Annotated in this window: 12 protein-coding genes; 1 reads left to right on the top strand and 11 read right to left on the bottom strand. The window is 62.3% G+C overall.

The window, feature by feature from the left end; translation table 11 throughout:
• Nucleotides 1-155 precede the first annotated feature (155 nt).
• On the top strand, nt 156-1,832 hold the full coding sequence (gene leuA / locus PCLY_RS18915) for a 2-isopropylmalate synthase (protein ID WP_061241149.1): 1,677 nt from the start codon (nt 156-158) through the stop codon (nt 1,830-1,832).
• 234 nt (nt 1,833-2,066) lie between these two features.
• On the opposite strand, the gene PCLY_RS18910 is transcribed toward leuA, so the two are convergent.
• The 11 genes from PCLY_RS18910 to rlmN form a co-directional block, all read right to left on the bottom strand.
• On the bottom strand, nt 2,067-2,522 hold the full coding sequence (locus PCLY_RS18910) for a hypothetical protein (RefSeq protein ID WP_061241148.1): 456 nt from the start codon (nt 2,520-2,522) through the stop codon (nt 2,067-2,069).
• A gap of 16 nt (nt 2,523-2,538) precedes the next feature.
• Nucleotides 2,539-3,321, bottom strand: coding sequence for an amidohydrolase (locus PCLY_RS18905; protein ID WP_061241147.1), 783 nt, complete (start codon nt 3,319-3,321; stop codon nt 2,539-2,541).
• A 28-nt stretch (nt 3,322-3,349) separates the two neighbouring features.
• Nucleotides 3,350-4,498, bottom strand: a complete 1,149-nt coding sequence (locus tag PCLY_RS18900) for a pyridoxal phosphate-dependent aminotransferase (protein ID WP_061241146.1) — start codon at nt 4,496-4,498, stop codon at nt 3,350-3,352.
• A 145-nt stretch (nt 4,499-4,643) separates the two neighbouring features.
• Nucleotides 4,644-6,119, bottom strand: coding sequence for a ribosome biogenesis GTPase Der (gene der / locus PCLY_RS18895; RefSeq protein WP_061241145.1), 1,476 nt, complete (start codon nt 6,117-6,119; stop codon nt 4,644-4,646).
• Between the two features lie 98 nt (nt 6,120-6,217).
• A complete protein-coding gene (gene bamB / locus PCLY_RS18890) occupies nt 6,218-7,369 on the bottom strand; it encodes an outer membrane protein assembly factor BamB (RefSeq protein WP_061241144.1) in 1,152 nt (383 codons plus the stop codon).
• Nucleotides 7,362-8,000, bottom strand: a complete 639-nt coding sequence (locus PCLY_RS18885) for a tetratricopeptide repeat protein (protein WP_061241143.1) — start codon at nt 7,998-8,000, stop codon at nt 7,362-7,364. The genes bamB and PCLY_RS18885 overlap by 8 nt, the downstream gene beginning before the upstream one ends.
• 32 nt (nt 8,001-8,032) lie before the next feature.
• Nucleotides 8,033-9,322, bottom strand: coding sequence for a histidine--tRNA ligase (gene hisS, locus PCLY_RS18880; protein ID WP_061241142.1), 1,290 nt, complete (start codon nt 9,320-9,322; stop codon nt 8,033-8,035).
• A gap of 23 nt (nt 9,323-9,345) precedes the next feature.
• A complete protein-coding gene (gene ispG, locus PCLY_RS18875; RefSeq protein WP_061241141.1) occupies nt 9,346-10,458 on the bottom strand; it encodes a flavodoxin-dependent (E)-4-hydroxy-3-methylbut-2-enyl-diphosphate synthase in 1,113 nt (370 codons plus the stop codon).
• A 3-nt stretch (nt 10,459-10,461) separates the two neighbouring features.
• Nucleotides 10,462-11,451, bottom strand: coding sequence for a RodZ domain-containing protein (locus PCLY_RS18870; protein WP_061241140.1), 990 nt, complete (start codon nt 11,449-11,451; stop codon nt 10,462-10,464).
• Entirely contained in the window at nt 11,448-12,209 is a 762-nt protein-coding gene (gene pilW, locus PCLY_RS18865; RefSeq protein ID WP_061241627.1) for a type IV pilus biogenesis/stability protein PilW, read from the bottom strand. Before pilW ends, PCLY_RS18870 begins: the two co-directional genes overlap by 4 nt.
• A gap of 13 nt (nt 12,210-12,222) precedes the next feature.
• Nucleotides 12,223-13,371, bottom strand: coding sequence for a dual-specificity RNA methyltransferase RlmN (gene rlmN, locus PCLY_RS18860; protein ID WP_061241139.1), 1,149 nt, complete (start codon nt 13,369-13,371; stop codon nt 12,223-12,225).
• Nucleotides 13,372-13,392: the final 21 nt, after the last annotated feature.

Here is a 13,392-nt window from a genome sequence, read left to right as displayed (position 1 = left end):
GAACACTGCACACACCCTCATTCTGCTACGGCAACATCGCTGCCTACGCCTGGTCAGCCCGCGACTGCGGGGCTGAATCTCTGCGGCCATCCGGCCACCGTCGACCGCCCTATTCGTTTTCCCAGACAAGGCGTCTGGACCCAAGGATTCTCACCATGACCATGCTCAAAGACCCGTCGAAGAAGTACCGCCCCTTCACCCAGATCCAGATTCCGGACCGCACCTGGCCGGACCAGGTCATCGACAAGGCGCCGATCTGGCTGTCCACCGACTTGCGCGACGGCAACCAGTCGTTGATCGAACCGATGGACGCCGAGAAGAAGATGCGCTTCTTCAAGTGCCTGGTGGCCGTGGGCCTGAAAGAGATCGAAGTGGGCTTCCCGTCCGCCTCGCAGACCGACTTCGACTTCGTCCGCGAACTGATCGAAGGCGGCCACATCCCCGACGACGTCACCATCCAGGTGCTGACCCAGGCCCGTGACGACCTCATCGAGCGCACTTTCGAGTCCCTCAAGGGCGCTAAGAAAGCCATCGTCCACTACTACAACGCCTGCGCGCCGAGCTTCCGCAAGATCGTTTTCAACCAGGACAAGGCTGGCGTCAAAGCCATCGCCGTGGCCGCTGGCACCACCATCAAGCGCCTGGCCGATGCCGCACCGGAAACCCAGTGGGGCTTCGAGTATTCGCCGGAAGTGTTCAGCAGCACCGAGATCGACTTCGCCGTCGAGGTGTGCAACGCGGTAATCGGCGTGTTCCAGCCGACCCCGGCGAACAAGCTGATCCTCAACCTGCCGGCCACCATCGAATGCGCCACGCCGAACAACTACGCCGACCAGATCGAGTGGTTCGGCCGTCATGTCGACCGCCGCGACAGCGTGCTGATCAGCGTGCACACGCACAATGACCGTGGCACCGGTGTCGCCGCTTCGGAACTGGCCGTGATGGCCGGCGCCGACCGCGTCGAAGGCTGCCTGTTCGGCAACGGTGAGCGCACCGGCAACGTGTGCCTGGTGACCCTGGCGCTGAACCTCTACACCCAGGGCGTCGACCCCGAGCTGGACTTCTCCGACATCGACGCCGTGCGCAAGGTGGTCGAGGACTGCAACCAGATTCCGGTGCACCCGCGTCACCCCTACGCGGGCGACCTGGTACACACCGCCTTCTCTGGCTCGCACCAGGACGCCATCCGCAAGGGCTTCGCCCAGCAGAAGGAAGACGCACTGTGGGAAGTGCCGTACCTGCCGATCGATCCGGCCGACATCGGCCGTGACTACGAAGCCGTGATCCGCGTGAACAGCCAATCCGGCAAAGGCGGCATCACCTTCCTGCTCGAACAGGAATACGGCATCAGCCTGCCGCGCCGCATGCAGATCGAATTCAGCCAGGTGGTGCAGCGCGAAACCGACCGCCTTGGCCTGGAAATGACTGCCGCTCAAATTTACAAGCTGCTGGAAACCGAGTATCTGCAAGCGACCCAGCCCTATGCTCTGGAAGGCCACCGCCTGCAGGAAGAGAACGGCGAAAGCAGCGTCGAGGTGAAGGTTCAGGTCGACGGCCAGCAACAACGCTGGAATGGCACCGGCAAAGGCGCGCTGGAAGCGCTGGCATCGAGCCTGCCGGTCGCCGTCGAAGTCATGGACTACCATGAGCACGCTATCGGTGGTGGCGCCAATGCCAAGGCCGCTTGCTACATAGAGATTCGTCTGGAGGGTCAGCGCCCACTGCATGGCATCGGTGTCGACGAAAACATCACCACCGCCAGCTTCCGCGCCCTGTTCAGTGCGCTGAACCGCGCCGTCAAGCAGGCCGAGCTGAAAACCGAAGCGGCCTGAACACGACCAGGCTGAAAAAAAGAACCCCGCCAACTGGCGGGGTTCTTCGTTTCTGCCGAGGCTCAATAGCTGACCACCGGCGAAACCCGCTGGTAGCGGCCGTCCGGAATTTATTGGCGAATTGCCTATGTCCGGTAGCGCATTCGCTGCCACCAGTTCCACCGGCACTCGAGAGGCTGCGTGCTTGAATCAGCTGGAGCCTGCTTTCCGAAGAAGGCCCAAGATAAGGTTTGCTCAGATATCGAACATCATCAGCACGGCGAACATCAGCGCGGCCAGGCCGATGGTGAACATCAGACCGATACCCGCCGCCCGCCAGTTGGAAAGCACTGCACCGCCCGCTTCGGCATGCTGCTTGAGATCCGCCTCGACCAGATTCTTGGCCAGCATGATCATCGCCATCAGTTGCGCGATGGCGAATGGCATGGCCGGCACCGATTCCGGCAGCACGAAGGCCAATACCAGCGTGACCAGCAGCAATACGACAGAAAGGCCCCACACCAGCGCAACCCGATCGGCCTTGCCGAGCAACTGCAGGTTGTGCGCCAGCAGCCATGCGCCGGCCAGCGGCGTGCCGATGAACGTCGCCACGCCGATACCAGCAATGCTGTAGAGCGGCGACCGAGTGGTGGTGGCCGGTTGCAGGTCAGCCTGCGGCGTCTGGAAGGGATTGCTCTGTTGTACGTCCATGTCATGTAGCTCCTGATCAGTTCAAGGTGAAAACATCCGCATCCAGGTGTGCGGGGAAGCGCTCGCGATAGGCACTCAGCGCCTCGCTCGATAGCCAGGTGCGGAATACACCATCGCCATCGCCAGCCGCCAGCAGCGCCTCGCCCTGGAAGTCCAGCACCTGGGAATCGCCAGTATAACCGTGGCCCTTGCCGTCCTCGCCGACGCGGTTCACAGCCGCGACATAGCACAGGTTCTCGATGGCCCGCGCCGGCAGCAGACGGTTCCAGTGCTGACGACGTGCACCCGGCCAGTTGGCGGTGTACAGCAGCAGGTCAGTGCCTGCTGCATCGCGACTCCACACCGGGAAGCGCAGGTCGTAGCAGATCAGCGCTCGCACGCGCCACCCCTTGAGATCGAACACCGCCTGCTGCTCGCCAGCCCGGTAGTGCTTGTGCTCACCAGCCATGCGGAACAGGTGGCGTTTGTCGTAATGCGCCACAGAGCCGTCCGGGCGAGCCCAGAGCAGACGGTTGCGGTAGCTGCCATCGGCGGCCTGGATGATCAGGCTGGCGCAGATCACTGCGCCAATTCGCTGGGCCTGCTCACGCAGCCAGGCGCTGCTGGGGCCATCTTCCGGTTCGGCCAGCACCGACGACTCCATGGAGAAACCGGTGGTGAACATTTCCGGCAGGATCACCAGATCGGCGCCGCGCGCCTGTTCCAGCAGCGCCTGGAAGTGCTCTCGGTTGGCGGCAGGATCGTGCCAGGCCAGGGTGGTCTGGATCAGCGCCAGCTCGATGTCAGGTTTGTTGCTCATTTCGATGCCTCGGAGAATCGGTAGGCGCTCATACAGCGCAAAGTTTCTCGGCAGCCTCGCGCAGGGTGTCCTCACGCTTGGCGAAGCAGAAGCGCACCAGGCGCATATCCTGGGGCGCCGACTGGTAGAACACCGATACCGGAATCGCCGCCACGCCATGTTCGCGGGTCAGCCACTCGGCCATGGCCACGTCGTCCAGATCCGGGCGAATGGCAGAGTAATCCGCCAGCTGGAAATAGGTGCCCGGTGCGCGGCTGAAGGTAAAACGCGAGTCAGCCAGCAGGCCACAGAACAGATCGCGCTTGGTCTGGTAGAAGGCCGGCAACTCCTCGACATGCTCAGGGTGCGCGGCCATGAAATCGGCGAGACCGAACTGCAGCGGCGTCACGCCGCAAAAATTGACGTACTGGTGAATCTTGCGCAGCTCGGCCGTCAGCGCCGGCGGCGCCACCACGTAGCCGGTCTTCCAGCCAGTCACGTGATAGGTCTTGCCGAAGGAGCTGACCACGAACGCCCGCTGATACAGCTCATCGTGGGCCAGTACGCTGGCATGACGCTGGCCGTCATAGATCAGATGTTCGTAAACCTCGTCACTGATCACATGAATATCGCGCCCGCGAATAAGCTCGGCCAGCTTGTCCAGATCGGCGCGGCTGAGCAGCGCACCGCTCGGGTTGTGCGGGGAGTTGAGGAAGATCAGCCGCGTGCGCGGGCCGATGGCATCGGCCAGACGCTGCCAATCGACAGCGAAATCCGGCAGTGCCAGCGGCACATGCACGCAGCGTCCGCCAGCCAGTTCCACCGAGGGCTCGTAACTGTCGTAGCAAGGGTCGAGCACGATGGCTTCATCACCGGCACGAATCAGTGCCTGCACCGCGCAGAAGATCGCTTCGGTAGCGCCCGGGGTAATGGTGATCTCGCTGTCGGCATCGCGCTGCACGCTATAACTGCGCGCCAACTTGGCCGCTACCTGCTGGCGCAGGCTCGGCAGCCCGGTCATTGGCGAATACTGGTTGCGCCCGTCCATGACATGACGCGCCACGGCCTCACGCAGCGCCTGCGGCCCGTCGAAGTCGGGGAAGCCCTGGGACAGGTTGATCGCGCCGGTCTCCAGCGCAAGCTGGGACATCCGCGTAAAGATGGTGGTGCCGACGTTGGGCAGTTTGCTGACGAGCATCGCGACTTCCTACGAAGAACTAGGCAAGCCGCGAGGATAGCCGAAGGGCGCCACAGGCGGCACCCGCAGCGCTTATGAAAAAGCGTTGGAAGCTTATGCGGTGCGCGCCGGACTAACACCGGCGCACACCCTGGCACAAAGATTACTAGCGCTTGTCCTTGCGCTTCTTCTCGGCCTTCTTGTGGTGGCTCATCAACCGGCGCTTCTTGTTCACCTGACGATCCGTGAGCTTGTTCTTGTTGCCCTCGTAGGGGTTCTCGCCGCCCTTGTACTCGATGCGGATCGGCGTACCCACCAGCTTCAATACGCGGCGGAAGGTGTTTTCCAAGTAACGGCTGTAGGCACGCGGCACGGCGTCGACCTGGTTACCGTGAATCACGATCAGCGGTGGGTTGGCGCCACCCAGGTGGGCATAGCGCAGCTTGATGCGGCGACCGTTGACCAGAGGCGGTGCATGGTCGCTGACGGCATCTTCGAGAATCTGCGTCAGGCGGCTGGTCGGCCAGCGGGTGATGGCCGACTTGAACGACGCCTGCACCGACTTGTACAGATGGCCGACGCCGGTACCGTGCAGGGCGGAAATGAAGTGGATGTCGGCGAAGTCGACGAAGAACAGCCGGCGCTCCAGCTCGGTCTTCACGTAATCCTTCTGGCCCTGATCCATGCCGTCCCACTTGTTCAGGGCGATGACCAACGCACGACCGCTTTCCAGCACGAAGCCGAGCAGGTTGAGGTCGTGGTCGACCACCCCTTCGCGGGCGTCCATGACGAACACCACGACGTTGGAGTCCTGAATGGCCTGCAGCGTCTTGACCACGGAAAACTTCTCCACGGCCTCGAAGATCTTGCCGCGACGGCGCACGCCGGCGGTGTCGATCAGGGTGTACTTCTCTTCATCGCGCTCGAAGGGAATGTAGATGCTGTCACGCGTGGTGCCGGCCTGGTCATAGACGATGACCCGCTCCTCGCCAAGCATGCGGTTGACCAGAGTGGACTTGCCGACGTTCGGCCGGCCGATGATGGCCAGCTTGATGCCGTCCTTCTCGCTCGGCCCGGGAATGCGCTTGGCCTCCTGGCCTTCGAGCACTTCCTCCTCTTCCTCGGTGCCCTCTTCCAGCTCGCCAGCGTCCTTGGGGAACGCACCGAGCACGACTTCCAGCATCTGGGTGATGCCGCGGCCATGCGCACCGGCAATCGCCAGTGGCTCGCCCAGGCCCATGGGGCTGAACTCGGCGCGGGCCAGGTCGACGTCGAGGTTGTCGACCTTGTTCACCACCAGGAAGCTCTGCTTGTTACGACGCCGCAGGTGCTCGCCGATCATCTGGTCGGAGGCGGTCATACCGGCGCGCGCGTCCACCAGGAACAGCACGGCATCGGCCTCTTCGATGGCCTGCAGCGACTGCTCGGCCATCTTCGCGTCGATGCCTTCCTCGTCACCAGAGATACCACCGGTGTCGATCACGATATAGGTGCGCCCCTGCCACTTCGCCTCGCCATACTGGCGGTCGCGGGTCAGACCGGACAGGTCGCCGACGATGGCGTCGCGGCTGCGGGTCAGGCGGTTGAAGAGCGTGGACTTGCCGACATTCGGCCGGCCCACCAGGGCAATTACGGGAACCATCAGGCTCTCCACTCGGTTAATTCAGAAAATGCAAAGGCCGCTGCATGGGCAGCGGCCAGGATGTTTCGTGCTGTCGGGGGTACCGCCAGCATAGCGCGTTACTTGATGGTCAGTGCCACCAACTTGCCGCTGTTGCCGTAGACGTACAGCCAGTCACCCACCACCAGCGGCTGGGCACGCAGGCCGTCGCTGTCGATACGGGTACGGCCGACAAAGCGTCCATCGACCTGGCTCAGCAGGTGCAGATAGCCCTCGAAGTCACCCACGGCGACATAACTGGAGAATACCGCCGGCCCGGACAGCTGGCGGCGGGCCATCGAATCGTTGCTCCACAGGGCCGAAGCGCTGCGCTCGTCGATACCTTCGACGGTTCCGCTGGCCATGCTGACATAGAGATTGCCGAAGCCTTGAGCCACACCCACCGAGCTGGACGCCTCGCGCTGCCAAAGCACGCGACCGGACTCCAGATCCATGGCCGCGACACGGCCCTGGTAGCTCACCGCGTAGACGGTGCCGCCAGACAACAGCAGACCGCCATCGATGTCGACCACGCGCTCCAGCTCGGAGCGACCTTGCGGAATGGCGACGCGCTGTTCCCAGACCGGAAGGCCGCGCTGGGCGTCAACGGCAATGACCTTGCCACTGGACAGGCCGGCGACCACCAGACGGTTGGTCACCAGCGGAGCGCCAGTACCGCGCAGGGTCAATACGGCCGGGGTATTCTCGACGATCCAGCGCTGGCTACCGGTGCTGGCATCGAAAGCGATCAGACGATCGTCCTGGGTTTGCACCACGACGATATCGCCATTGGTGGCCGGAGCCGCCAGCACTTCGCTGGTCACGCGCGAACGCCACTGTTCTTCACCGTCGCTGGAGTCCAGGGCGATCACTTCGCCCTTGAGGGTACCCAGCAACACCTGACCGTAGCCAACGCCGATAGCGCCGGAGACCGGGATTTCAAGCTTCTTGCGCCAGATGACCTTGCCGCTGGTGCGGTCCATGGCCATGACCAGGCCTTCGACATCGGCGGCATAAATGACGTCGCCATCGATGGCAGGCACCAGCATGTTGAAGGTTTCGCCCTGGCCATCACCGATGGAGCGGCTCCATTCGGTGCGCAGCTCGACTTCTTCATCGAACTTGGTCAGTTCGGCGGGCGGCAGTTCCTTCTTGCTATTGCTGCTGCAACCCACGGCCAGAAGGGCCAGAGCCAGCAGTGCGGCATTCTTCCAACGCATCACGTCACGCATCCCCTTTTGCCAGGTCGTCCAGCTTCATCTGCAAACCACCAACGGCGGCGTCTTCGGCCAGCGCGTCCTTGGCCTTCTGGTAGGCGGCGTGAGCATCATCGCTGCGGCCCAACTGCACCAGCAGGTCGCCCTTGAGTTCTTCGCGGCTGGCGAGGAAAGCATCATCGACCTTGGCATCGAGCAGTTTCAACGCCTCATCGGTCTTGTCCTGAGCGGCCAAAACGCGGGCCAGACGCTGGCGCGCCAGCTCATCCAGGGTCGCGTCAGCGGGCTTGTCCAATACGCCCTGCAACGCAGCGGCAGCATCGTCGAGGCGGTTCGCTTCAACAGCGACCTTGGCCACGAACAGGTTGCCGTACTGGGCGTAATGAGTACCACCGAACTCGCTGTCGAGCTTGCCGGCTAGCTCCGCCACCTTACCGGCGTCGGGCTTGCCAGCCGGATCCAGTGCGGTTTCCAGCAATTGCTGATAAAGCGCCGAGGCCCCCTGAGCCTGATTGGTCTGGTACTTCTGCCAGCCCTGCCAGCCGAGCACGGCGACAAGCGCGAGCACACCGCCAGCCAGCAAAGGCTTGCCGTTGCGATCCCACCAGTCCTTGATTTGCGCGATCTGTTCGTCTTCGGTCTGCATGTCTAACCCCGTACTCCTAATCGAGAGCCTGCTCAGGCCTGTTGCTGACAGGCGGCCAGATGCTCGGCCAGAGCATCCCAGGCAACGCTTTTTTGTTCGCTATCATCGCGCAGCGGTTTGCAACCTACCACGCGTGCTGCCAATTCGTCGTCCCCCAGAATCAGTGCATAGCGTGCACCGCTCTTGTCGGCCTTCTTGAACTGGCTTTTGAAACTGCCGCCACCGCTGTTGAGCAGCAGATTCAGGCCCGGCAACTGGTCGCGCAGGCGCTCGACCAAAGTCAATGCAGCCAGCTCGGCCGCCTCGCCAAAGGCGCAGACGTAAACATCGGCCGCACGATTGAGGTCGGCCGGCAACAATTCCAGGGTTTCCAGCAACAGAACCAGGCGCTCGACACCCATGGCGAAGCCGACGCCAGGTGTGGCCTTGCCGCCCAGCTGAGTGACCAGACCATCGTAGCGGCCACCAGCGCAGACAGTACCCTGCGCGCCCAGCTTGGTGGTGACCCACTCGAACACCGTGCGGTTGTAGTAATCCAGACCGCGCACCAGCTTGTGGTTGATCTCGTAACGAATGCCGACTGCGTCCAGACGCGCCTTGACACCCTCGAAGTGCAGACGCGACTCCTCGTCGAGGTAATCGCCCAGGGTCGGCGCGCCGACCAGAACAGCTTGAGTCGCCGCGTTCTTGCTGTCGAGGATGCGCAACGGGTTGGTGGTCAGACGGCGCTGGCTGTCTTCATCGAGCTGCTCGAAGCGCTCCTGCAGATAGGCCACCAGGGCGTCACGATAGGCTGCGCGTGCCTCGCTGGAGCCCAGGCTGTTGAGCTGCAGGGTAACGGCGTCGGCCAGACCGAGTTTTTTCCACAAGCGCCAGGTGAGCACGATCAACTCGGCATCGACATCCGGGCCGGGCAGATTGAACGCCTCCACACCAACCTGATGGAACTGCCGGTAACGACCTTTCTGCGGTTTCTCGTAGCGGAACATCGGCCCCGCGTACCACAGTTTCTGCACCTGACCGCCGCCAGCCAGACCATGCTCGAGCACAGCACGCACACAACCGGCAGTGCCCTCCGGACGCAGGGTCAGGGACTCTTCGTTGCGGTCGCGGAAGGTGTACATCTCCTTGTCGACCACGTCGGTGCCCTCGCCGATACCACGAGCGAAAAGCTCGGTGTACTCGACGATGGGCAGACGGATTTCCTTGTAACCGTAGCCATCGAGCAGGCTGACCAGGGTACTTTCCAGGTAGCGCCAGGCAGGCGTCTGCTCCGGCAGGATGTCGTTCATGCCACGGATGGCTTGTAGGGACTTGCTCACTAAGAATCCTTAAAGCGCAGCGATCAGCCGCGCACGATCACGGCAGCATCGGCGGCGACCTTCTCGGCCGCCTTGTCGCGGATGAGTTTTTCCAGCTCATCCACCAGGTTTTCGTTGGTCAGTTTCGAGGCTGGTTTGCCGTCGATATAGACCAGGTTGTTCGGGCTACCGCCGGTGAGGCCGATATGTGCCTCCTTGGCTTCACCAGGACCGTTGACCACACAACCGATCACGGCCACGTCGAGCGGCACCAGCAGATCCTCGACTCGGCTCTCCAGCTCGTTCATGGTCTTGACCACATCGAAGTTCTGCCGCGAGCAGCTCGGGCAGGCGATGAAGTTGATACCACGCGAACGCAGGCGCAGGGACTTGAGGATGTCGAAACCGACCTTGATCTCCTCCACCGGATCGGCAGCCAGAGAAATGCGAATGGTATCGCCAATGCCCTCGGCCAGCAGCATGCCCAGGCCGACAGCGGATTTCACCGTCCCCGAGCGCAGGCCACCGGCTTCGGTAATGCCCAGGTGCAACGGCTGCTCGATCTGCTTGGCCAGTAGGCGGTAAGCCTCGACGGCCATGAATACGTCAGAGGCCTTCACGCTAACCTTGAAGTCGGGGAAATTCAGACGGTCGAGATGCTCGACATGGCGCAACGCGGACTCGACCAGCGCTTCCGGCGTTGGCTCGCCGTACTTCTTCTGCAGGTCCTTTTCCAGGGAGCCGGCGTTGACGCCGATGCGAATCGGGATGCCCTTGTCACGCGCGGCCTCGACCACTGCCCTGACACGATCCTCACGGCCGATGTTGCCCGGGTTGATACGCAGGCAGTCGACGCCCAGCTCAGCCACGCGCAGGGCGATCTGGTAGTCGAAGTGAATGTCGGCCACCAGCGGCACGCGCACCTGCTGCTTGATCAGGCCAAAAGCTTCGGCTGCATCCATGTCCGGCACGGAAACACGCACGATATCGGCGCCGGCATCTTCCAGGCGACGAATCTGCGCCACGGTGGCGGCCACATCGTTAGTGTCGGTGTTGGTCATGCTCTGTACGGCGATCGGCGCATCGCCGCCCACCGGGACCGAGCCAACCCAGATCTTGCGCGACAGTCGGCGCTTGATCGGCGATTCGCAATGCATGCTTTACAACCCCAGTTTCAGGCGCGCGGTTTCGCCGGTCATGTGCGGCGCAACGTCCACGCTTTGGCCGTTGTAGGTCACCTGGGCGCCCCGGGCGAAACCCAGGCGCAGCTCCAGCGGTGCTTTGCCGGTCAGGTCGATACGCTCGCCACTGCGCTTGAGCGCACTGAGCAGCACCTTGCCATCGGCATCGGTCACCTGTGTCCAGCAATCGGCGGTGAACTGCACGTTGAGCGCACCTTGTCCGGCAGTCGCGACCACCGGGGCGGCAGGCGCAGCAGCAGACTCCGGCACGCTGGCAGCGGCAGCTGGCTCGGTCGATACGGGAGCAGCCGGCGCTTCTGGCGCGCTTTGTTCAGGCGCCGTACTCTGGGTGGCAGGCTGTTCTACGGCAGTGGAATCTTCCGGCGCTTCGCCCGGCTCGACCGGCAACAGCAAGGGAGTGCCCTGGTCGCTACCCTGAGCATCTGCCACTGCCTGGTCTTCTGGTTCGGCGAGCGAGTGCACCTGGGTGGTGCCATCGGCCCCCTCCACTTCTACATGCTCCAGCCCCAGATCAGCCAAGTTGGCACCTGGACGGCCCTGATCCTGCCACCAGAGAAAACCGGCGCCGATCAGCGCCAGCAGCAGCAGGAAACTCACCAGGCGCAGGATGCTCTGCGAATAACGCACGGGCTCTTCGATACGACCAAGTGCATGCACGTTGCTGCCAGTGGCATCAGTGCCCGTGAACTGGTCGAACTCCAGCACCAGTCGGTTCTGATCCATCTCCAGAAGCTTGGCATAGGCACGAATGTAGCCACGGGCAAAGGTGGTACCCGGGAGTTTGTCGAAAGCACCCGCCTCGATCTGGGCAAGCCGTTGCGGAGTCAGGTTGAGCTGAGCAGCCACCTCGGCAACGCCCAAGCCCTTGATCTCTCGGGCCTGGCGCAGAGTTTCGCCTGGATTGGTCGGCATCGACTGAGATGTCACTTCACTATGTGCCGCGTTCATCGTTGCCCCGAAACAAATTGCTGATATTCCTGAGAAGCCGGATACAGACGTCGTAGCTGCAGGCCCAGGCTGGCTGCCCGGTCGCGGTCCTCGAACACTTCTGCCAGGCGCGCACCGAGCAGCAGGCTACGAGCATTCTGCGGTGCTATTTCGCTGTAGCTGTCGTAGTAACGACGAGCCGGTACATATTCTTTGTCCTCGTAGGACAGCACAGCCATCTCCAGCAAGGCGCGCGGTTGCCGGCTACTCAGGCGCAAGGCGCGCTGGAAGTATTCCTTGGCCTGCTCGCGCTGACCAAGCTGCAGTGCTGTCAGCCCCAAGTTCTCGAAAACCCGGGAGCGCTCCGGATACAGATTGTCCTCAGCAGCCTTGAGGTAAGTACTCAGGGCTTCCTGGTAGCGCTTCTGCTCGAACAGAAAACCGCCGTAGTTGTTCAGCAGGCGAGCATCCTTCGGGCGCTGGGACAGGGCTTTACGGAAATGCTCGTCGGCCAGCTTCGGCTCCATCTCCAGCTGGAATGCGATGGCCAGCGCGGCATGCGCATCAGCGTTGGAGGAGTCCAGGTCCAGCGCGTTCTTCAGCGGCACCTTGGCGCGCTGGGTATCGCCTTGCTGGATATAGGCCAGGCCCAGCTGAACATAGGCATCACGTGCCTCATCACGCCCTTTCGCCGTACGCATGGGGTCGACATCGCCAGTGGTCACACAACCACCGAGCAGACTGACAACTAGCAACAACAGCGCAGGGCGCAAGGTCATGGGCATCCTCTCTTCAATTTCGATTGGTGGCAGCATGAGGCTCTTGCGCCTCGCTGCCCAGTTGGCGCACGGCAATATAACGCTCACTGCGCCGAGTACGGTCCATGACCTGGCCAACCAACTGGCCACAGGCGGCATCGATATCGTCACCACGCGTCGTACGTACCGTGACGTTATGACCAGCCTTGTGCAACAGGTCCTGGAAGCGGCGAATGGCGTTATTGCTCGGCCGCTCGTACCCCGAGAAGGGGAAGGGATTAAACGGAATCAGGTTGATCTTGCAAGGTACATCGGCCAGAAGTGCGATCATCTGCTCAGCATGCTCAGGCTGATCGTTGACGCCCTTGAGCAGGGTGTACTCGATGGTCAGCACACGCTTCTCGCCCAGTTTGGAGATGTAGCGTTTGCACGCGGCCAACAGCATTTCCAGCGGATACTTCTTGTTGATCGGCACCAGCTGATTGCGCAACTCATCGTTAGGCGCATGCAGCGACAGAGCCAGGGACACGTCGATCACTTCGGCCAGCTTGTCGATCATCGGCACCACGCCGGAGGTGGACAGGGTCACCTTGCGCTTGGAAATGCCGTAGCCGAGGTCGTCCATCATGATCTGCATGGCGGAGACGACGTTGTCGAAATTCAGCAGCGGCTCGCCCATGCCCATCATCACCACGTTGGTGATGGCGCGGTCGATCTTCGCCGGCACGGAGCCGAAGGATTTGCTGGCGATCCATACCTGGCCAATGATCTCGGCACTGGTCAGGTCGCTGTTGAAGCCTTGCTTGCCGGTGGAACAGAAACTGCAATCCAGGGCACACCCGGCCTGCGACGACACGCACAGCGTGCCGCGGCCATTCTGCGGGATGTACACGGTTTCCACGCAGCTGCCAGACGCCACACGCACGACCCACTTGCGCGTGCCATCGGCGGAAATATTTTCGCTGACCACTTCCGGGCCACGAATCTCGGCAGAGGCCTCGAGCTTCTCGCGCAAGGCCTTGCCGACATTGGTCATGGCGGCGAAATCATCGACGCCAAAATGGTGAATCCACTTCATCACCTGGCCGGCACGGAAGCGCTTCTCGCCGATGGACTCGAAGAACTGTTCCATTTCCGGCTGGGTCAGGCCCAGCAGGTTGATCTTGCCGGTGGTATTGGTCATGGCTTCATCCTCGCTTCATTC

It is taken from the genome of Ectopseudomonas composti, from assembly GCF_001567565.1.
Taxonomy (GTDB): Bacteria; Pseudomonadota; Gammaproteobacteria; order Pseudomonadales; family Pseudomonadaceae; genus Aquipseudomonas; species Aquipseudomonas composti_A.
The sequence above is the reverse complement of the archived record's forward strand: the minus strand, read 5'-3'. Positions and strand labels throughout refer to the sequence as shown.

What these genes read in the sequence shown, in the direction of transcription:
- leuA (WP_061241149.1), top strand. Translation starts at nt 156, where the DNA reads ATGACCATGCTCAAAGACCCGTCGAAGAAGTACCGCCCCTTCACCCAG.
- PCLY_RS18910 (WP_061241148.1), bottom strand. Translation starts at nt 2,522, where the DNA reads ATGGACGTACAACAGAGCAATCCCTTCCAGACGCCGCAGGCTGACCTG.
- PCLY_RS18905 (WP_061241147.1), bottom strand. Translation starts at nt 3,321, where the DNA reads ATGAGCAACAAACCTGACATCGAGCTGGCGCTGATCCAGACCACCCTG.
- PCLY_RS18900 (WP_061241146.1), bottom strand. Translation starts at nt 4,498, where the DNA reads ATGCTCGTCAGCAAACTGCCCAACGTCGGCACCACCATCTTTACGCGG.
- der (WP_061241145.1), bottom strand. Translation starts at nt 6,119, where the DNA reads ATGGTTCCCGTAATTGCCCTGGTGGGCCGGCCGAATGTCGGCAAGTCC.
- bamB (WP_061241144.1), bottom strand. Translation starts at nt 7,369, where the DNA reads ATGCGTGACGTGATGCGTTGGAAGAATGCCGCACTGCTGGCTCTGGCC.
- PCLY_RS18885 (WP_061241143.1), bottom strand. Translation starts at nt 8,000, where the DNA reads ATGCAGACCGAAGACGAACAGATCGCGCAAATCAAGGACTGGTGGGAT.
- ispG (WP_061241141.1), bottom strand. Translation starts at nt 10,458, where the DNA reads ATGCATTGCGAATCGCCGATCAAGCGCCGACTGTCGCGCAAGATCTGG.
- PCLY_RS18870 (WP_061241140.1), bottom strand. Translation starts at nt 11,451, where the DNA reads ATGAACGCGGCACATAGTGAAGTGACATCTCAGTCGATGCCGACCAAT.
- pilW (WP_061241627.1), bottom strand. Translation starts at nt 12,209, where the DNA reads ATGACCTTGCGCCCTGCGCTGTTGTTGCTAGTTGTCAGTCTGCTCGGT.
- rlmN (WP_061241139.1), bottom strand. Translation starts at nt 13,371, where the DNA reads ATGACCAATACCACCGGCAAGATCAACCTGCTGGGCCTGACCCAGCCG.